This window comes from Catenulispora subtropica (assembly GCF_039531675.1).
Classification (GTDB): domain Bacteria; phylum Actinomycetota; class Actinomycetes; order Streptomycetales; family Catenulisporaceae; genus Catenulispora; species Catenulispora subtropica.
Map to the genome: position 1 here is coordinate 286,883 of NZ_BAAAQM010000001.1, position 19,041 is coordinate 305,923.

Here is a 19,041-nt window from a genome sequence, read left to right on the forward strand (position 1 = left end):
GACGGAGGCGGTCATCGTCATGGAAGTGCTGCTGATCTTCGGCGCCGTGTACGCCGCGTTCCTCATCGGGCGGGTTCTGCAGTATCTGTCGGATGCGAAGAACGTCATGGGCAAGGGCCACGACCGGGGCCCGAAGCGGCGATAGCGATCGGGAGAACGGAAGAGCAGTGCGCCCCCCGCAAAGGAGCAAGGGGCGCACCACGTGTGTCCGGCCTTCTAGCTCGCGTCGATCTTCGCAGTGTTCTGGACGACGTTCACCTGGATGTTGTGGGTGGCCGACGGGTCCTCGTGCACCGGGCTGCTCATGTCCTGCGTGATGTCGCCGCTCGCGCCGTTGCAGTGGCCGGCCGGGACGCAGGAGATGCGGTAGCCGCCGGCCGGGACGCTCAGGGTGACCTCGGCGGGCTGGCCGGCCGTGACGCGGATGTTCTGGATGGTCTGGATGTCGCCGGTGACGTGCACGTCGATCTTGTCGCCGATGGGGGCGAAGACGTCCAGGTTGGCCGCGCTGACGTCGGTGGCCTGCACGCGGCCGTTGGCCGTCACGCTCACGTCGGCGGTGGTGGCCAGGTGGTCCACGGTGACGTTGCCGCGGCCGGTGAACAGCCGCACCGCCGCGGACAGGCCGGTGGCGGTGATGTCGGCCTGGTCGCTGGCGTGGTCCATCAGGGCGTCCACCGACAGCGACCGCGGCACCTCGATGTCGTACTTGGAGGAGCAGTCGCTGTTCGGGCAGTGCACACTGACGATCAGCTGGCCGCCGCTGGAGATGATCTGGCGCTGCACCGGCTCCAGCAGGGTGGCCCGGTCGGTGGCCCGGATGGTCACGCGATCGGTGTCGGACCCGTGCACCGTGATCTCGCCGTTGCCGTCGACCGCGATCAGCAGGCGCTGCACGGCTGTGTAGGCGTACGTGTGCTTGCTCGTCCGCGGGTAGTGGTGGATCAGCACGTTGCCGATCCCGGCCAGGCCCACCAGCACCAGCAGCGTGACGGCCAGGGTGCGGGTGAACCGCCATGCCCGCCGGCCGCGCACGCGCCACGGCGACTCCGGCTCGTCCGGCACGGCAGGACGGGTCCGGGTGCGCAGCGGCACCGTGTCCTCGTCGCGGTCGTCCCGGTCGTAGTCGTCCGGATCAGCGGCCGGCGACGCCGACGCCGGATAGCGCGGCTCGTTCTCGCGCGTCGTGCCCAGGTCGTCCCGGTAGCCGTCCGGCTCGTCGAATGACACCGCAGCCCCACCTCCGCCGATCCCCTTACCCTGCGGAGGCGAGGCTAGCAGCGTCGAACAGCCACTCGACGGCCGGTCGCGGCTTTTTGTCAGCCCTTTACCGGATGATCAGTCAGGAGCTCGCCGCCACCGGAGCAGGCCGCACCGAGGTCAGCAGCAGCTGCGCCACGTCGACCACCTCCATCGATTCGGGGACTTCCCCCGCCTGCTTGCGCGCGGTGATGGAGTCGCCGAGCATGACCAGGCAGTACGGGCAGGCCGTGGAGATGACGTCCGGGTTGGTGGACAGCGCCTCGTCGACGCGCTCGACGTTGATGCGCTTGCCGAGCCGCTCCTCCATCCACATCCGCGCGCCGCCGGCGCCGCAGCAGAAGCCCTTCTCCTTGCAGCGGTGCATCTCAGTGTTCTTCAGGCCCGGCACCTTGGCGATGATCTCCCGCGGCGGCGTGTAGACCTTGTTGTGCCGGCCCAGGTAGCAGGGGTCGTGGTAGGTGATGTTCTGGTCGATCGGCGTCACCGGCGTCAGCTTGCCCTCGGACACCAGCGTGTCCAGCAGCTGGGTGTGGTGCACCACGTCGTAGTGCCCGCCGAGCTGCGGGTACTCGTTGGCCAGCGAGTTGAAGCAGTGCGGGCAGGTCGCCACGATCTTCTTCTTCTCCACCGGCGTGCCCTCGCCGAAGACCTCGTTGAGCATCTCCACGTTGCCCTGCCCCAGCATCTGGAACAGGAACTCGTTGCCCAGGCGGCGCGCCGGGTCGCCGGTGCACGCCTCCATGCCGCCCAGCACGGCGAACTTCACGCCGGCGATGTGCAGCAGCTCGGCGAACGCCTTGGTGGTCTTCTTCGCCCGGTCCTCCAGGGCTCCGGCGCAGCCGACCCAGTACAGGTACTCGACCTCGCTGATGTCGTCCAGCGTCTCCCCGAACACCGGCACCTCGAAGTCCAGCTCCGAGATCCACTCGGTGCGCTTCTTCGGCTGCATGCCCCAGGGGTTCTGCGCCTTCTCCAGGTTCTTCAGCATGGTCCCGGCCTCGGACGGGAACGAGCTCTCGATCATCACCTGGTACCGGCGCATGTCGACGATGTGGTCGACGTGCTCGATGTCCACCGGGCACTGCTCGACGCAGGCGCCGCAGGTGGTGCACGACCACAGGATGTCCGGGTCGATGACGCCGTTGTCCTCGGCGGTGCCGATCAGCGGCCGCTCGGCCTCGGCCCGCACCAGGTCCGGCAGCGAGAGCCACTTCTCCTCGGCGAGCTTCTCGGTGCCCTCCAGGTCCTTGCCGCCCCCGGCGAACAGGTACGGCGCCTTGGCCGCGGAGTGGTCGCGCAGCGCCAGCATCAGCAGCTTCGGCGACAGCGGCTTGTCGGTGTTCCACGCCGGGCACTGGTCCTGGCAGCGGCCGCACTCGGTGCAGGTGGAGAAGTCCAGCAGGCCCTTCCACGTGAAGTCCTCGACCGCGCCGACGCCGAACCTGGCGTCCTCGGCCGGGTCCTCGAAGTCGATCGGCACGCCGCCGGAGGCCATCGGGCTCAGCGCGCCCAGCGCCGTGCCGCCGTCGGCCTTCTTCTTGAACCAGATGTTGGGGAACGCCAGGAACCGGTGCCACGCGACGCTCATCGTGGAGTTCAGCCCGATGGTGATCGCCCAGACCATGGAGATCACGATCTTGGTCATCGCGACCGCGTAGATCGCGTTCTCCAGCGTCGACGTCGACAGCCCGTCGAACGCCTTGATCAGCGGGTAGGTGACCGGGTAGTGCGCGCTGTACGAGGTCTCCCCGGTGAGCGCGCCCTCCAGGCCCCGCAGCGTCACGATGCAGAAGCCGATCCCGAGGATGACCAGCTCGACGAAGTACGCCTGCCACATCGTGGACCCGAAGAACCGCGACCGCTTGCCCTTGTCCTTGGACCCCGGCCCCGCCGGGCGGTTGCGCAGCCGGACCGCGATCAGCCCGCCGATCGAGAAGATCATCACCAGGGTGATCAGCTCGACCACGAACTCGAACGGCCACCAGTGCCCGATCAGCGGCAGCGCCCAGTCCGCCTGGAACAGCTGCCCGTACGCCGTGACCAGGGTGAAGAACAGCAGCCCGAACCCGACCATGACCACCCAGTGCATGGCCCCGATCCAGCGCTTGCCCTTGCGCGCCAGCCGGGTGTGCCCCAGGAACTCCCGGAACAGGTTCCGCGTCCGCTCCAGCGGGGCGTTCGTCCGCGCCCCCGGCACGGTCGACTGCCCGAGCTTCACGAACTGGTAGATGTAAACGCCGGTCCGGCCCAGCAGACCGAAGCCGATGACGGAGATCACCAGCGAGACGACGATGGCTGCGAGCTGCATGACCTCGGTCTCCTCCTACACGTGCGTATCCACGGACACATCCCGATCACCGTCCGTACGGAGGGTACGGTAGTCGAGGCCCCAGAATATTCTACTGACGAGTAACTTCTGGCGCGCCACTCAGTGATGTTGGCAGCCTCACAGGGAGGAGGGAAGCTCGTGACGGCCTCAGAGCCTGTGACTCCTACTACATCGCCCGTGGCCGGAAGCTCTCCCACGCTCCCACCTGCGGATGAGCTCCTGGCCCTGCTGGACGGCCGCCGCCTGTCCCCGGCGCAGCGCCGGATAGCCCACTACCTCCTGGAGAACCTGACCGAGGTCGCGTTCCTCTCCAGCATGGAACTCGCCGAACGCGTCGGCGTGAGCCAGCCGTCGGTGACCCGCTTCGCCGCCACCCTGGGCTTCTCGGGCTACCCGGAGCTGCGCGCCGCCCTCCGGCCCATCGCTCTGCGGGTGCCGGAAGCCGGACTGCACGGCGAACGTCTCACGGGCAACGAACTGCACGCCGCGCTGGAGAGCGACCAGGCGAACCTGGAGGCGCTCCACAAGTACGCCGCCGACCCGGACCGATTGGCCCGATTGGGTGGCGACCTCGCCGCCTCGGAGCCCCTGTCCGTCCTGGGCCTCCGGATGTCGGGGCCGGTCGCGTCGTACTTCGCCTACGGCGCCGCCCGGATCCACCCGAGCGTGCGCGTGATCGACACCCCGGGCTCGCCGGCGCACGAGGCGCTGCTGCAGGCGTCCGCCGCGGGCGGGACGTGGCTCGTCGCGTTCGTGCTGCCGCGCTACGCGGCCGAGTCGGTGGTCGTCCTGAGAACGGCCCGCGAGCTGGGGATCAGGACGGCCGTGGTGACCGACGTGCCGCTGGTGCCGTTCAAGCACCTGGCGGACGTGCTGCTGCCGGTCGGCGTGGGCTCGCGCTCGGTGTTCGACTCGCACGCGGCGCCGATGGCGTTCGCCGCCCTGCTGCTCCAGGCGCTGGCCGACGCCGCGCCGGAGCGGACGCAGGAGCGGCTGGAGGCGTACGAGGCGCTGGCGGACGCCCGCGGGTTCTACGTCAGCAAGTGACGCACTGACCCATTCCGGGCTTCATCCCCCGCATCCGTGAACGGCGGCGCGCCGGTTCACCCCCAGATGGTCAAGAACTCTTGACTATCGGTCAAGAAGTCTTGACCATAGATCCGTGACCACCCCCGAGGACTCCGAGCGCGTCCACATCCAGAGCGACGAGCAACTCCGCGCGATCGCCAGCCACACCCGCCACCGCATCCTCCGCGTCCTGCGCGACAAGCCGGCGACCGTCACCCAGGTCGCGGAGCGTCTCGGCATCGCCAAGGGCAGCTCGCACCACCACATGAAGATCCTCGCCAAGGCGGGCCTGGTCCACGTCGTCGAGACCCGCAAGGTCGGCGGTGTGACCGAGCAGTACTACGCGATGACCGGCAAGACCATCGAGCTCCCGGAGAGCGGGACGGGCCAGCACGAGGTCCTCATGCGCCACGCGTTGGCGGACATCGAGGCGGCACCGCCGAGCGACCAGAAGACGGTGTTCCTGAAGCACGCCCGTCTCAGCCCCGAGGCGTGGGAGCAGTTCAACGAACGCGTCCAGGCCCTGCTGACCGAGCTCAACGAGATCTCCGACCCGACTCAGCCCGCCGCCGACCTGTTCGTGGCGTTCTACCGACCGAAGGACGTGTGAGCGCATGCCCAAGCGCTTCTACCGCATATGGTCCGCAGCCGCCGCCTCGGCGCTCGGCGACGGCATCTACTTCGCAGCGCTCCCCCTCCTGGCGCTGACCTACACCCACAACCCGATCCTCCTCGGCGCACTCGAAGCCTGCGCTCTGCTCCCCTGGCTGTGCTTCGGGATGATCGGCGGCGCCCTGGTCGACCGCTGGGACCGCCGCCGCACCATGGCGGTCGCCGACCTGTGCCGCTTCTCGCTGCTGCTCCTGGTCACCGTGCTCGTCACGGCCGGCGCGGCCGACATCTACCTGCTCTTCGCGGCCGCGTTCCTGCTCGGCATCGGCCAGGTCTTCTTCGACACGGCGTCCGTGGCGTTCCTCCCGGAAGTCCTGGAGGACCGCGACCTGGCCGTCCTCCAGCGCGCCAACGCCCGCCTCCAAGGCACGCAGCAAGCCCTCGGCGGCTTCGTGGGCCCGCCGACCGGATCCCTCCTGTTCGGCCTCGGGCGCTCCGTGCCGATCCTGGCCGACGCGCTGTCCTTCCTGGCCAGTTCCCTGACGATCTGGACGCTCCCCAAGACCCCGCCGAAGCCCGCCAAACCTCGCGGCTCACTGCTGCGCGAGGCCCGGGAGGGGGCGTCGTACCTGTTCCACCACCGCCTGCTGATGGGCCTGGCGCTGCGCCCCGCGATCGGCAACTTCGCCTTCATGGCCGGCAACGCCGTCCTGGTGTTGTTCGTGAAGGAGACGCTGCACCTCGGCACCACCGCCTACGGCGTCTATCTCACCGCCGACGCGATCGGCGCCCTCATCGGCGCGTCGATCTCGTCGAAGGCGGCGGCGAAGGTCGGCACCGGCACCGCCCTCACCTTGACCGCGGGTCTGGAGACCCTATCGCTCCTCACCATCGGCCTGGCGCCGAACGCCTGGGTGGCCGGCGGCGGCGAACTCGCGCTCGGGGTGGGCATCGGCGTCACCATGGGCCTGGGCCCGGCGGTGCGCCAGGCGATCGTGCCGGACGAGCTGATGGGACGGGTCGGGGCCACCGGCCGCCTGATAGCCCTGGGCACCGGCCCGCTCGGCGCGGTGTTCGGCGGCTGGCTGGCCCACGTCTACGGCCTGCGCACGCCGTTCATCGTCGGCGGCTGCATCCTCGCCACGATGACGGCCGTCGTCGCGCGCCTGACGAACAACGCGCGGATCGAGGCGGCGCTGGCCGAGGCCGCCGCTCGGCGGGAGCTGGAAGACGCGGCGGCGGCGCTGGAGACACCGGCCGAGACCGTGGCGGCCTGAGGGCCCGTCGCAGAGGTCCGGGATCGCATCGCAGTGGCCTGACAGTGAGGGTCCCGCCCCACCCTCACACGTCGTACCATCGCGCCGTCTGCCTCGCGATCGCCGCACAAGCCCCGGCCAGCGGTATCTCGAACACCGCCGCCAACGACAGCGCCACCGCGAAGTCGCTCCCGTTGGACAACATCACGTCGAACCACGCGTCCATCCCGAACAACGTCGCGGCCACGGTCGCCGCGGTCCGGGCCCGGTGGTCGTGACGCACCAGCAGCACGCCGAGGGCCGCCAGCGCCAGAGCCTCCATGGTGTCCAGGCCTAGCCACACCGTGGACCAGTGGCTCACCACCGCCTTCCCGTGCAGCGACTGGGCCAGGAACACCATCCACCCCACGAGCACGATCGCCGCGCCGACGAAGCCGATCGCCATCTTGTGGCGCGCCGCCTGCGAAGCCATCAAACCCCTGGCCCATATAGAGAATCTCAGCCGCATGAGGACCATGATCCATCGGGCGAGACCTCCTCCGCCATGACGGCCGCCCCCGGACAGCGGTGGTGCCAGCCCCACCCTGAAACGCCGCACGAGGTGTGCTCGTCGACCGGAAGACAGCGGTGCGCGCCACCGGGGTTCGCACCCAGTGACGCGCACCGGCCTGTGGGAGGCGGGGATACGCCTCAGTTGAGCGGCCCCACAGCGGCCTCGACGGCCGCGACGACCGCGCCGGACCGCAGCGCGTCCTCGGCGGCGCGCAGTTCCGGCGACAGGAAGCGGTCCGGGCCGGGACCGCCGACGCCCGCGTCGCGCAGGGCGCGCACGGCCGCGCCGGTGCCCTCGGCCGGCGCCAGCGGGGCGCGCAGGTCCAGGGCGCGGGCGGCGGTGACCAGCTCGACGGCGATGATCCGCCGCAGGTTGTCCACGGCGGTGCGGAGCTTGCGGGCGGCGGACCAGCCCATGGAGACGTGGTCCTCCTGCATCGCCGAGGAGGGGATGGAGTCGACGGACGCCGGGACCGCCAGCCGCTTGTTCTCGCTGACCAGCGCGGCCTGCGTGTACTGGGCGATCATCAGGCCGCTGTCGACGCCGGGGTCGTCGGCCAGGAACGGCGGCAGGCCGTGCGACCGGGCGACGTCGAGCATCCGGTCGGTGCGGCGCTCGGCGATGGAGCCGAGGTCGGCGGCGGCGATGGCGAGGAAGTCCAGGACCATGGCGACCGGGGCGCCGTGGAAGTTGCCGTTGGACTCCACGCGGCCGTCGGCGAGCAGCACCACCGGGTTGTCGACGATCGCGGCCAGTTCGCGCTCCGCGACGGTCGCGGCGTGCGCCATGGTGTCGCGGACGGCGCCGGAGACCTGCGGGGCGCAGCGCAGCGAGTAGGCGTCCTGGACGCGGGTGCACTCGTTGGGCTCGCGGTGCGACTCCATGATCGGCGAACCGTGCAGCACGGAGAGCAGGTTGGCGGCCGAGGCGGCCTGGCCCGGGTGCGGGCGGATGGCGTGCAGTTCGGGGCGGAACACCTTGTCGGTGCCGAGCAGCGCCTCGACAGACATGGCGGCCGCGATGTCGGCGGCCTTGACCAGGTCGGACAGGTCGCGCAGGGCCAGGATCAGCATGCCGAGCATGCCGTCGGTGCCGTTGATCAGCGCCAGGCCCTCCTTGGGCGCCAGCTCCACCGCGGCGATGCCGTGCTGGGCCAGGACCGGGCCGGCCGGGATCGCGGTGACGCCGTCCGGCCCCACGACCTCGCCCTCGCCCATGAGCACGAGCGCCACGTGCGAGAGCGGTGCCAGGTCCCCGGAGCAGCCCAGCGACCCGAACTCCCGCACCGCGGGCACGATCCCGGCGTTGAGCAGGGCGGCCATGGTCTCGGCGACCACCGGGCGGACGCCGGTGTGGCCGGTGGCCAGAGTCTTCAGCCGCATCAGGGTGAGCGCGCGGATCACCTCGGGCTCGACCAGCGGGCCCATCCCGGCGGCGTGCGACCGGATCAGGGAGCGCTGCAGCTGGGCCCGCAGCTCGGGGTCGATGTGCCGGGTGGCCAGGGCCCCGAAGCCGGTGGAGATGCCGTAGGCCGGGGTCGGGGCCGCGGCCAGCCGGTCCACCAGGGCCCGGCCCTCGGCCAGGGCCTTCAGGGCGGTCTGGGACAGCTCGACGCGCGCGCCCTCCCGGGCCACGGCGACCACGTCGCCGAAAGTGAGATCCGCCTCACCGATCACCACGGTCTGGCTCATTGACACCCTGCTCCCTTGATTGACGCTGTGGGGTTCCGACTCCGCCGCCTTTGGGGCATCCGGGTCCGCGGTCACTTGTGGGGTTCCGACTCCGTCTGAATGAATGAGATCATACGGTCGATCGTCCGGATGAATGAGAGGGGACCAGCTATGACCGCGACCAGTGGTCCGCGCCCGGTGCGCGCCGCCCGTGGGACCAGCATTTCCGCCCAGGGCTGGCAGCAGGAAGCCGCGTTGCGGATGCTGATGAACAACCTCGATCCGGAGGTCGCCGAGCACCCGGACGAGCTCGTCGTCTACGGCGGCACCGGGAAGGCGGCCCGTAACTGGCCGTCGTTCGACGCGATGGTGCGCACGCTCCAGACGCTGAAGAACGACGAGACGATGCTGGTGCAGTCCGGCAAGCCGGTCGGCGTCATGCAGACCCACGAGTGGGCGCCGCGCGTGCTGCTGGCCAACTCCAACCTGGTCGGCGACTGGGCGAACTGGGAGGAGTTCCGGCGCCTGGAGCACCTCGGCCTGACCATGTACGGGCAGATGACCGCCGGTTCGTGGATCTACATCGGGACCCAGGGCATCCTGCAGGGCACCTACGAGACGTTCGCCGCCGTCGCCGCGAAGACGTTCGACGGCACCTTGGCCGGGACCATCACCCTGACCGCGGGCCTGGGCGGCATGGGCGGCGCGCAGCCGCTGGCCGTCACCATGAACGGCGGCGTGGCGATCTGCGTCGACTGCGACGAGCGCTCGATCGACCGCCGTGTCGAGCACCGCTACCTGGACGTGAAGGCGACCTCGCTGGACCACGCGCTCCAGCTCGCGGTCGCCGCTCGGGACAAGCGTGAGCCGCTGTCCGTCGGCGTGCTGGGCAACGCCGCCGAGCTGGTCCCGCAGCTGCTGGCGATGGACGCGCCGATCGACGTCGTGACCGACCAGACCTCGGCCCACGACCCGCTGGCTTACCTGCCGATCGGCGTGGACTTCCACGACATGAAGCAGTACGCCCAGGACAAGCCGGCCGAGTTCACGCAGCGCGCGCGGGAGTCGATGGCCAAGCACGTCGAGGCGATGGTCGGCTTCCAGGACAAGGGCGCCGAGGTCTTCGACTACGGCAACTCGATCCGCGGCGAGGCGCAGCTGGCCGGCTACGCGCGGGCCTTCGACTTCCCGGGTTTCGTCCCGGCCTACATCCGGCCGCTGTTCTGCGAGGGCAAGGGCCCGTTCCGCTGGGCGGCGCTGTCCGGCGAGGCGAGCGACATCGCCAAGACCGACAAGGCGATCCTGGACCTGTTCCCGGAGAACGAGTCGCTGGCCCGCTGGATCAAGATGGCCGGCGAGCGCGTGCACTTCCAGGGGCTGCCGGCCCGCATCTGCTGGCTCGGCTACGGCGAGCGGCACCTGGCCGGCGAGCGGTTCAACGAGATGGTGGCGGACGGCACGCTGGCCGCGCCGATCGTGATCGGCCGCGACCACCTGGACTGCGGCTCGGTGGCCTCGCCGTACCGGGAGACCGAGGCGATGGCCGACGGCTCGGACGCGATCGCGGACTGGCCGCTGCTGAACGCGATGGTGAACGTGGCCTCCGGCGCGTCGTGGGTGTCGATCCACCACGGCGGCGGCGTCGGCATGGGGCGCTCGATCCACGCCGGCCAGGTGACCGTGGCCGACGGCACGAAGCTGGCCGGCGAGAAGGTCCGCAGGGTGCTGACGAACGACCCGGGCATGGGCGTGATCCGGCACGTGGACGCCGGCTACGACCGCGCCGACGAGGTCGCCGCCGAGCGCGGCGTGCGGATCCCGATGCGAGAAGGCGGAAGCCCCGCGGACCCGGCGGAAAAGGAATAGCACAGCATCGTGTCCTTGCTCGAAAGCATCCACAGGGCTGTGGACGAAGCGGAGGCGAGCGGCTACACGGAGATGTGGCGCTCGCTTCTGCCCCTCGGCCTCGACTCCGACACCGGCGGCTACCGCCGTTTCGCCTGGAACGCCGCGGATCTGGCGTGCCGGGAGTGGTTCCGCGCCGAGGCCGCCGCCCGCGGCCTGGACGTGGAGACCGACCGGAACGGCAACCTGTGGGCGTGGTGGGGGCCGAAGGGCCCCGGCGCCGTCGTCACCGGTTCGCACCTGGACTCGGTACCCGACGGCGGCGCGTACGACGGGCCGCTGGGCGTGGTCTCGTCCTTCGCGGCGATCGACGTGCTGCGGGCCCGGGGCTTCACGCCGGGCAAGCCGTTCGCGGTCGCGTGCTTCTCCGACGAGGAGGGGGCGCGGTTCGGGATCGCGTGCGCCGGATCGCGGCTGCTGACCGGCGCGCTGGACCCGGACAAGGCGCGCGGGCTGCGGGACCTGGACGGCGTGACGATGGCCGACGCCATGGAGCGCGCGGGCCGGGACCCGGGCACGCTCGGCCGCGACGACGAGCGGCTGGAGGGCATCGCCGCCTACGTCGAGCTGCACGTGGAACAGGGCAAGGCGCTGGCGTTCACCGAGTCGCCGGTGGCGGTGGCCTCGGCGATCTGGCCGCACAGCCGCTGGCGGTTCGACTTCTCCGGCGAGGCCAACCACGCCGGGACCACCCGGCTGGAGGACCGGCGCGACCCGATGCTGACGTACGCCAACACCGTGCTGGCCGCGCGCAAGAAGGCGAAGCTGGGCGGCGCGGTGGCCACGTTCGGGCGGCTGGTGGTCGAGCCGAACGGCACGAACGCCATCCCTTCGCGAGTGCGCGCCTGGCTCGACGTCCGGGCCCCCGCGGATGAAATCCTGGCGGCCGTGACCGAGGAGATCATCAAGGCCGCGGACGAACGGGCCGGCCGGGACGGCACCGCGGTGGCCGCCGAGCGCGAGTCGCACACCCCGATCGTGGAATTCGACGACGTTCTGCGGAACCTTTTGGCGGGCCGTCTCCGTCAAAGCTTCGGAGCCGTACCGGTCCTGCCGACCGGCGCGGGGCACGACGCCGGGATCCTGGCGGCGGCCGTTCCGACCGCGATGCTGTACGTCCGCAACCCCAGCGGCGTGTCGCACGCGCCCGGCGAGCACGCGGAGCACCGCGACTGCCTGGCCGGGGTGACCGCACTCGCCGACGTGTTGCAGGAGCTGGCTCAGTGACGAAGTTCTGGTGCGACCTCGCTTGGATCCAGGGCGAGGTCAAGAGCAAGGTCCTGGTCGAGACCGCCGGCGGGCGGGTCACGGCGGTGACCTGCGGGGTGAAGAACCCGCCGCAGGAGGCCGTGCACCTGGCCGGGTTCACGGTGCCGGGCCTGGCGAACGTGCACTCCCACGCCTTCCACCGCGCGCTGCGCGGCCGCACCCAGGTCGAGCAGGGCACGTTCTGGACCTGGCGGGAGCGGATGTACGCGGCGGCGGCGCACCTGGACCCGGACTCGTACCGGGAGCTGGCCACCGCGGTGTTCGCCGAGATGGCGCTGGCCGGCGTCACCGCGGTGGGGGAGTTCCACTACCTGCACCACTCGCCGAAGGGCGGGCTGTACCAGGACCCGAACGCGATGGGCCACGCGCTGGCCGAGGCCGCGGCGGCGGCCGGGATCCGGATCACGCTGCTGGACACCTGCTATCTGTCCGGCGGCTTCGACTCCGAGCTGAACGACGTGCAGCGCCGCTTCTCCGACGGCGACGCGGACCGCTGGGCCGAGCGGGTCGAGGCGCTGCGCAAGGCGTACGCGGGCTCGGAGACGGTGCGGGTCGGCGCCGCCGTGCACAGCGTGCGCGCGGTCCCGGTGGACCAGCTGCCGCCGGTGGTGGCGTTCGCCGCCGGGCACGAGCTGCCGCTGCACGTCCACCTGTCCGAACAGCGCGCCGAGAACGACGCCTGCCTGGCCCGCCACCACAAGACCCCGACCCAGCTGCTGCACGACCACGGCGCCCTCGGCCCCCGCACCACGGCCGTCCACGCCACCCACCTGTCGCAGATGGACATCGACCTGCTCGGCACCTCCGCCACCGCGGTCTGCATGTGCCCCACCACCGAACGCGACCTGGCCGACGGCATCGGCCCGGCGCGCGCGGTGCACCTGGCCGGCTCGCCGATCAACCTCGGCTCCGACTCGCACGCCGTGATCGACCTGTTCGAGGAGGCCCGCGCCGTGGAGCTGGACGAACGCCTGCACACCGAACGCCGCGGCCACTGGCACGCCGCCGAGCTCCTGCACGCCGCCACCGACGCGGGCCACGCCGCCCTCGGCCGGCCGGACGCGGGCCGTCTGGAGGTGGGCGCCTCGGCGGACTTCACCACCATCGCCCTGGACACCGTCCGCCTGGCCGGCGTCCAGCCCGCGCACGCCGCCGAATCAGTGGTCTTCGCCGCCACCGCCGCCGACGTCCGGCATGTCGTGGTCGGCGGCCGCTTCACGGTGCGCGATCATCGGCACGAGCTGGTCGAGGACGTGCCGGGGAAGCTGGCGGCCGCGATCGGGGCGATCTTCAAGTGAGGAAGCGGACAGCGTGACCACCACCCTCATCACCGGCATCGCCGAGCTCGTCACCCACGCCGAACCCGGCACCCTGGCCGACGCGGCCCTCGTGATCGAGGACGGACACATCGCGTGGACCGGCCCGGCGGCGCAGGCCCCGGTCGCCGACGAGCGCATCACCGTCGACGGCCGCGCCGTGATCCCCGGGTTCGTCGACAGCCACGCGCACCTGGTGTTCGCGGGCGACCGGGCGCAGGAGTTCTCCGCCCGGATGACCGGGACGCCCTACAGCGCCGGCGGCATCCGGACGACCGTCGCCGCGACCCGCGCCGCCGATGACGACACCCTGCGCGCCAACCTCCGGCGGCTGACCGACGAGATGCTGCGTCAGGGCACGACGACCGTCGAGTGCAAGTCCGGCTACGGCCTCACCGTCGAGGACGAGGCGCGGGCGCTGCGGCTGGCGCGGGAGCAGGTCGAGGCCGTCACCTACCTCGGCGCGCACGTCGTCCCCGCGGAGTACAAGGACCGGCCCGATTCCTACGTCGACCTGGTCAAGGGCGAGATGCTCGACGCCTGTGCCCCGTACGCGGACTACGCCGACGTGTTCTGCGAGCGCGGCGCGTTCGACGAGGAGCAGACCCGGGAGATCCTCACCGCGGCCCGGGCCAGGGGCCTGGACCTCCGGCTGCACGCCAACCAGCTCGGCAACGGGCCCGGCGTGCGGCTCGCGGTCGAGTTCGGGGCGGCTTCGGCCGACCACTGCACGTTCCTCGACGACGAGGACGTCGACGCCCTCGCCGGCTCGTCCACGGTGGCGACGCTGCTGCCCGGCGTCGAGTTCTCGACCCGCTCGCCGTACCCGGACGCGCGCCGGCTCATCGAGGCCGGGGCCACCGTCGCGATCGCCACCGACTGCAATCCGGGGTCCTGCTACACGAACTCGATGCCGTTCTGCATCGCCCTGGCCGTGCGCGAGATGCGGATGTCGCCGGCCGAGGCACTGTGGGCGGCGACGGTCGGCGGTGCCAAGGCCCTGCGACGCGTGGACGTCGGCCACCTGGGGGTCGGTGCTCGCGCGGACTTCTCCGTCCTGGACGCCCCCAGCTTCCTCCACCTCGCCTACCGGCCGGGCGTCCCGCTCGTCCACAGGGTGTGGAAGAACGGGACGCCCGTGATCTGAGGGCCCGCGCGGCCGCTACGGCGTGGTGTAGTGCCCGGTGTGCGCGGCGTCCATGATCTGGCCGCCGACGTGGTCGCTGACCGCCTTCGGGCCGCCGAACACGTCGATGTCCGCGACGCCGTCCTGCGAGTACGTCCCGTTGAACCACTCGCCGATGGCGTCCGGCAGGCTGTTCGGGTCGGTGAGCAGCAGCGGCTGCTGCAGGTTGGCCACGAACGCGCCGCCGGCCAGTGCGTCGGCGAAGTTGGTGCCGCTGGCCACGCCGATCAGGTAGCCGCGGGGGAACTGCTCCATGATCTTGGAGGAGGTCTCCCAGCGGTCCTGGCCGGACAGGGTGTTGTGGCACTGTGAGCCGGCGAGCACGTCGACCGCGTGCACCGCCGCGCCGCCGACCGCGGTGACCGCCTGGCAGTCCGCGGTGCCCAGCTTGCTCTTCACGTACCCGGCGCTGTTCGGGTCGTAGAAGTGGTCGCCGTCGGTGAGGATGATCGCTGCCGGCCGCGGATCCTGGCCCGCCTCCTCGACGGCGCGCGGCCCGGCCGCCAGCGGACCGGCGGACAGCGCGTCCGGGAACAGGCGGCCGGTGGCCACCACCACGGTCTTCGGGTCGCCCATGCCGACCTTGGCGATCTGCAGCGCCGTGTCGAAGCGGTCCTTGCCGGCGAACCGCTGGACCTTGTAGCCCTCCTTCAGCAGCTGCGCGTCCACCGCCGGCGACACCACGGCGGCCCCGCCGAGGATGTAGATGGTGTGGCCCTTCGGCACGATGCGGTTGATCTCGTCGTTCGCCGGCCCGTACAGCCCGGCGCCGGGGTCGGTCAACAGCAGCGGGCCCTGCTTGTAGGCGGCCAGCGGCACGCCGGCCAGCGCGTCCGGGAAGTTCGTCGACGTGGCGATGACGGCGCTCTGCGCCTGCCCCCAGGAGTTGTTGGGGTCGGTCTTCAGCCACTGGTGCTGCGAGATCTGCACAGCGGTGTCCAGCCGGTTCGCGCCGGAGATCCGGCCGACCGAGGCCTTCCCGGCCGCGCCCTCGGCCAGGAAGTGGCCGCTCTCGATGGCCGGTGTGAAGCCCGGCCAGTGCATGGTGAGCGTCACCCGATAGTCGCCGGGCTTCTGGTAGAGGTGCGTGACGTTGTTGTTGTTCGTCAGGTTCACGTGCTGGCCGTCCCCGAAGTCGAGGACGGCGGTGCAGCCGTGCGCGGAGTCGATCGTGTTGCCGGCCAGGCTGATGGTGGCGTCCACCGGCGCCACCCCGGCGGCCGGCGAGAAGCTCAGGTCGGCCTGGGTCTCACGGTGGGTGCTGTCGCAGGGTCCGGCGATCCCCGAGGCGTGCGCGGGCGCCGACGCCAGCGCCCCCGCTGCCGCTCCCGAGACCAGCGCCACGGCTGTGAGCAAGGAAGGTGTTCTGCGTCTCATCCGAATAGCCCCCGATGTCTCAGACATCCAGTGATTGGAAGACAACTGACGGGTTGGCACACTAACGGGGAGTCAGCTTGCTATGGCAAGGATCTGCTATCAAAGCCCTCATGACGTAGACGGAATCACACGATCGCATGAGGACCGGACTGCACAGATGTGCGGTAAGCAGGGAGGACACACACGGGGGAGGCTCGATGAGGACCGTCATCAACCGGGATTTCACGCGGCTCTGGTGGGGGCAGGCGGTGTCGCGGGTCGGGGACTACGTCTTCGACACGACGCTGGTGCTCTGGATCGCGGCAAAGCTGGGAAACGGCCGGAACTGGGCCCCGATCGCGGTGTCCGGCGTCCTGATCGCGGCGCTGACCGCCACGATCGCGATCGCGCCGGCCGCCGGGGTGTTCGCGGACCGGTGGAACCGCAAGCGGACGATGCTGCGGATGGACGCGATCCGGGGCGTGCTGGTCGGCGGCCTGGCCGCGCTGGCCTTCGTCCCCGCCCACGACCTGCCGGTCGGCGTCTGGCTCGGGGTCATCTACCTGGTCGTGTTCGCCGTCGGCGCGGCCGGGACGTTCTTCGGGCCGTCGCGGATGGCGGTGATCCCCGAGGTCGTCCACGGCGATGAGGAGATCGTGCGCGCGTCCGGCATCACGCAGTCCACCGAGGCCCTCGCGGCGATGATCGGACCGCCGTTGGCCGCGCCCCTGCTGTTCGCCGGCGGGGTGCAGTGGGCGCTGGTCGTCAACGCCCTGTCCTACCTGGTGTCGTACCTGGCGGTGCGCTCCGTACGGATACCCGACAACACGACGGCCTCGGGCCAGGCGCCCAAGCCGGACTTCTGGGCCGAGTTCCGGGCCGGCCTCGCGTTCTTCGCCAAGACCCGGGTGCTGGTGGTCCTGCTGGTGGCGGCCTGTATAGCCAACTTCGGGGCACAGGCCATGAGCACCCTCGACGTCTTCTTCATCACCCGGAACCTGCACGCCGCCCCCAAGCTCTATGGACTTCTGGGCCTGGCGGCCGGCGCCGGGGCCATCGTCGGCGGCCTGCTCTCGTCCCGGGTGGTCGCGCGGATCGGCACCGTGACCGCGGTGTGGGCGACCGTCGGGTCGGCCGGCGTCCTCATCATGTGCTATGCCCGGCAGTCCTCGATCTGGGCCGCGCTCCCGATCATCTTCGTGGCCACCCTGCCGATCGCCATGGTCAACACCGCATTGGAACCGCTCCTGATCAGGGTGACGCCGCGGGAGATGCTGGGCCGGGTGATCTCGGTGTTCATGCCGGTCAACAGTGTGGTCCAGCTCGGCTCGACGGTGCTGATCGGCTGGCTCATCAGTACCGTGATGCTGAACTTCCACGCCGAGGTGGGCGGTGTGCACATGGGCCCCATCGACACCATGTTCACCGTCACCGGCCTGCTGTTCATCGCCGCCGCGGCCTACGCCTTCGTGATGCTTCCGCGTGATTGAAAGACGCGTGCAACCTCCGGCCCGCCCCGCCACTCTTTAGCGGCTGTCACGAATCGACAGCGAACCACTGAGAAGGACGGGGTCCGGTGATCAGCAGGCTCAGTCCGGAAGAGCTGGCGGACTTCACCGAGTTCGCCCAAGTCCGGCAACGACATCTGATGCGCACGGCGTATCTGCTGTGCGGCGAGAAACAGACCGCACAGGATCTCACCCAGACCGCACTGCTCAACCTGTGCAGGGCCTGGCACCGGGTGCGCCGCGCCGACGAGGTCGACTCCTACGCGCACCGCGTCTTGATCAACGCCTTCCTGTCCGCTCAGCGCAAGGCGGACCGGGAACGCAAAGCGTTGTGGGACAAGGCGTGGGATACCGCGCCGGCGCGTGCGGCGGACCACACCACCGAGCTGCGGCTGACGCTGCTCGCGGCGCTGGACCGGCTGCCGCCGAAGGCGCGGGCGGTGGTCGTGCTGCGGTACTGGGAGGACCTGAGCGTGGAGGCGACGGCCGCCGCCCTCGGGTGCTCCACCGGGAACGTCAAGAGCCAGTCGTCGCGCGCCCTGGCCAAGCTGCGCGAACTGCTCGGCGACGGTTTCGACACCATCGAATCCGAGCCCATGGAGAACAAGCATGGAAACTGAGCACTCCGAGAACGAGAGGATGCACCGGCTCCTCGGCGGCGCGCTGGACGACGTCGACCTCGACGCGAACGTGGTGCCCGCGGTGCTGGCCGGCTACGACCGCGGCGTGCGGACCCGCCGGTACCAGGCGGCCGGGGCGGCTCTGGCCGTCCTGGCGGTGACCGTCGGGACGGCGACGCTGCTGCCGAGGTCCGGATCCGGCACGACCCGGCCGGCCACCTCCACGACCGGCAAGCCCAGCGAGACCACGGCTCCGGTCATCAAGAAGCCGGCTGTGGACCTGTCCCGCTGCGCGCACGAGCGGTGGGCGCGGATGTACTCCGACGGCATGACCGCGCCCTCCGGGACGCTCTCCGAGGACCCGGCCGCCGAACAGGCGGATTGCCGGGCTCTGCTGAGCGCGTTCGCGGCGGTGTTCCCCGACGCCACGATCACCCCGGCCTACTTCGGCGTCCTGGAACTCGATCCCCGGGTGGACCAGAGCAAGGTCAAACAGGACCGGGCCAAGGACTCGGCGCCGGATCTGATGCGGGACACCGGTACCGAGCAGTTGTATCTGAGCACCCACCCGGACGATCCGGCCAACGTCTACCAAACCGGTGGCGGCACGATCGTCACGCCGGCCGGACGTGAGAGCTTCGGGGTGTATGTCTTCAAACCCGCGGCGGGCGACGCCTCTCCCGCCGACTGCGACACCGTCACCGCCGATTGCACGCCCATCGCCGGAAGCGGGGGCTGGCACGGCGCGCTCACCTCGAAGACAGCACCCATGGACACCGTCGACAAGACGGCGATCCTGACCGACGGCCACGGGAACTTCGTCAGGGTGACCTTCAACGGCAAGGACTCCACCGGCTGGTACACGGTCGGCGCCTACGCGGCCGACGGCGGCGCCGGCGATCCGAACCGCGGCAAGTGGATCAACCGCTGGACCGGGAAGCTGGCCCCCGGGAACTGGCCGCCCGCGACCCCCGCGCTGACCGACGCCCAGTGGCTGCAGCTCCTCGAGTCGACGGCCTTCCACACCTACCTGGACAGCTTCGTGAAGTATCACGCCAAGCTGCCGGCCGATCCTCTGCACTGAGCACTCCGACACGGCGGGCGCCGGCTCAATCCAAGTGAGCCGGCGG

16 protein-coding genes are annotated in these 19,041 nt (G+C 70.8%); 11 read left to right on the top strand and 5 right to left on the bottom strand.

The window, feature by feature from the left end:
* Positions 1-19: 19 nt before the first annotated feature.
* Positions 20-145, top strand: a complete 126-nt coding sequence (locus tag ABD466_RS01230; protein ID WP_344654995.1) for a hypothetical protein — start codon at positions 20-22, stop codon at positions 143-145.
* 71 nt (positions 146-216) lie between these two features.
* On the opposite strand, the gene ABD466_RS01235 is transcribed toward ABD466_RS01230, so the two are convergent.
* Together ABD466_RS01235 and ABD466_RS01240 are read right to left on the bottom strand one after the other, a co-directional pair.
* A complete protein-coding gene (locus tag ABD466_RS01235; RefSeq protein WP_344654996.1) occupies positions 217-1,230 on the bottom strand; it encodes a head GIN domain-containing protein in 1,014 nt (337 codons plus the stop codon).
* A 112-nt stretch (positions 1,231-1,342) separates the two neighbouring features.
* Complete coding sequence (locus ABD466_RS01240) at positions 1,343-3,571, bottom strand: (Fe-S)-binding protein (protein ID WP_344654997.1); 2,229 nt, start codon at positions 3,569-3,571, stop codon at positions 1,343-1,345.
* Between the two features lie 126 nt (positions 3,572-3,697).
* On the opposite strand from ABD466_RS01240, the gene ABD466_RS01245 reads away from it, so the two are divergent.
* From ABD466_RS01245 to ABD466_RS01255, 3 genes are all read left to right on the top strand, one after another.
* Complete coding sequence (locus tag ABD466_RS01245; RefSeq protein WP_425558502.1) at positions 3,698-4,639, top strand: MurR/RpiR family transcriptional regulator; 942 nt, start codon at positions 3,698-3,700, stop codon at positions 4,637-4,639.
* A 115-nt stretch (positions 4,640-4,754) separates the two neighbouring features.
* Positions 4,755-5,270: an ArsR/SmtB family transcription factor gene (locus tag ABD466_RS01250; protein WP_344654999.1), complete on the top strand. Its 516-nt coding sequence runs from the start codon at positions 4,755-4,757 to the stop codon at positions 5,268-5,270.
* Positions 5,271-5,274: 4 nt separating this feature from the next.
* On the top strand, positions 5,275-6,549 hold the full coding sequence (locus ABD466_RS01255) for an MFS transporter (protein WP_344655000.1): 1,275 nt from the start codon (positions 5,275-5,277) through the stop codon (positions 6,547-6,549).
* 64 nt (positions 6,550-6,613) lie between these two features.
* Here the strand turns inward: ABD466_RS01255 and ABD466_RS01260 are convergent, their stop codons facing one another.
* The gene (locus ABD466_RS01260) at positions 6,614-7,000 is read right to left on the bottom strand and encodes a hypothetical protein (RefSeq protein ID WP_344655001.1); all 387 of its coding nucleotides are present in this window, start codon (positions 6,998-7,000) and stop codon (positions 6,614-6,616) included.
* A 218-nt stretch (positions 7,001-7,218) separates the two neighbouring features.
* The gene (hutH, locus tag ABD466_RS01265) at positions 7,219-8,772 is read right to left on the bottom strand and encodes a histidine ammonia-lyase (protein ID WP_344655002.1); all 1,554 of its coding nucleotides are present in this window, start codon (positions 8,770-8,772) and stop codon (positions 7,219-7,221) included.
* Positions 8,773-8,922: 150 nt separating this feature from the next.
* Between hutH and hutU the strand changes: the two genes are divergently transcribed.
* The 4 genes from hutU to hutI all read left to right on the top strand — a co-directional run bounded on the left by hutU (position 8,923) and on the right by hutI (position 14,388).
* Positions 8,923-10,617 carry a urocanate hydratase gene (gene hutU, locus ABD466_RS01270; protein ID WP_344655003.1) on the top strand — a complete coding sequence of 565 codons (1,695 nt, stop codon included), beginning with the start codon at positions 8,923-8,925 and terminating at the stop codon, positions 10,615-10,617.
* Between the two features lie 72 nt (positions 10,618-10,689).
* Positions 10,690-11,883, top strand: coding sequence for an allantoate amidohydrolase (locus tag ABD466_RS01275; protein ID WP_344655160.1), 1,194 nt, complete (start codon positions 10,690-10,692; stop codon positions 11,881-11,883).
* Positions 11,880-13,223, top strand: a complete 1,344-nt coding sequence (locus ABD466_RS01280; RefSeq protein ID WP_344655004.1) for a formimidoylglutamate deiminase — start codon at positions 11,880-11,882, stop codon at positions 13,221-13,223. The genes ABD466_RS01275 and ABD466_RS01280 overlap by 4 nt, the downstream gene beginning before the upstream one ends.
* A 13-nt stretch (positions 13,224-13,236) precedes the next feature.
* On the top strand, positions 13,237-14,388 hold the full coding sequence (gene hutI, locus ABD466_RS01285; protein ID WP_344655005.1) for an imidazolonepropionase: 1,152 nt from the start codon (positions 13,237-13,239) through the stop codon (positions 14,386-14,388).
* Between the two features lie 15 nt (positions 14,389-14,403).
* Here hutI and ABD466_RS01290 read toward each other — a convergent pair whose 3' ends face one another.
* Positions 14,404-15,783 (bottom strand): cell wall-binding repeat-containing protein, encoded by a 1,380-nt coding sequence (locus ABD466_RS01290; RefSeq protein ID WP_344655006.1) that lies wholly within the window; start codon positions 15,781-15,783, stop codon positions 14,404-14,406.
* Between the two features lie 218 nt (positions 15,784-16,001).
* On the opposite strand from ABD466_RS01290, the gene ABD466_RS01295 reads away from it, so the two are divergent.
* The 3 genes from ABD466_RS01295 (at position 16,002) to ABD466_RS01305 (ending at position 18,995) form a co-directional block, all read left to right on the top strand.
* Positions 16,002-17,273: an MFS transporter gene (locus tag ABD466_RS01295; protein WP_344655007.1), complete on the top strand. Its 1,272-nt coding sequence runs from the start codon at positions 16,002-16,004 to the stop codon at positions 17,271-17,273.
* An 86-nt stretch (positions 17,274-17,359) separates the two neighbouring features.
* A complete protein-coding gene (locus tag ABD466_RS01300; RefSeq protein ID WP_344655008.1) occupies positions 17,360-17,911 on the top strand; it encodes a SigE family RNA polymerase sigma factor in 552 nt (183 codons plus the stop codon).
* The gene (locus ABD466_RS01305; RefSeq protein ID WP_344655009.1) at positions 17,901-18,995 is read left to right on the top strand and encodes a hypothetical protein; all 1,095 of its coding nucleotides are present in this window, start codon (positions 17,901-17,903) and stop codon (positions 18,993-18,995) included. Before ABD466_RS01300 ends, ABD466_RS01305 begins: the two co-directional genes overlap by 11 nt.
* The last annotated feature ends 46 nt before the right edge of the window (positions 18,996-19,041 follow it).

Bases quoted from the DNA above. Each gene is read 5' to 3' on its own strand.
- hutH (WP_344655002.1), bottom strand. From the start codon at position 8,772: ATGAGCCAGACCGTGGTGATCGGTGAGGCGGATCTCACTTTCGGCGAC.
- ABD466_RS01255 (WP_344655000.1), top strand. From the start codon at position 5,275: ATGCCCAAGCGCTTCTACCGCATATGGTCCGCAGCCGCCGCCTCGGCG.
- ABD466_RS01275 (WP_344655160.1), top strand. From the start codon at position 10,690: ATGTGGCGCTCGCTTCTGCCCCTCGGCCTCGACTCCGACACCGGCGGC.
- hutU (WP_344655003.1), top strand. From the start codon at position 8,923: ATGACCGCGACCAGTGGTCCGCGCCCGGTGCGCGCCGCCCGTGGGACC.
- ABD466_RS01305 (WP_344655009.1), top strand. From the start codon at position 17,901: ATGGAAACTGAGCACTCCGAGAACGAGAGGATGCACCGGCTCCTCGGC.
- ABD466_RS01230 (WP_344654995.1), top strand. From the start codon at position 20: ATGGAAGTGCTGCTGATCTTCGGCGCCGTGTACGCCGCGTTCCTCATC.
- ABD466_RS01260 (WP_344655001.1), bottom strand. From the start codon at position 7,000: ATGGCTTCGCAGGCGGCGCGCCACAAGATGGCGATCGGCTTCGTCGGC.
- ABD466_RS01295 (WP_344655007.1), top strand. From the start codon at position 16,002: ATGAGGACCGTCATCAACCGGGATTTCACGCGGCTCTGGTGGGGGCAG.
- ABD466_RS01240 (WP_344654997.1), bottom strand. From the start codon at position 3,571: ATGCAGCTCGCAGCCATCGTCGTCTCGCTGGTGATCTCCGTCATCGGC.
- ABD466_RS01245 (WP_425558502.1), top strand. From the start codon at position 3,698: ATGTTGGCAGCCTCACAGGGAGGAGGGAAGCTCGTGACGGCCTCAGAG.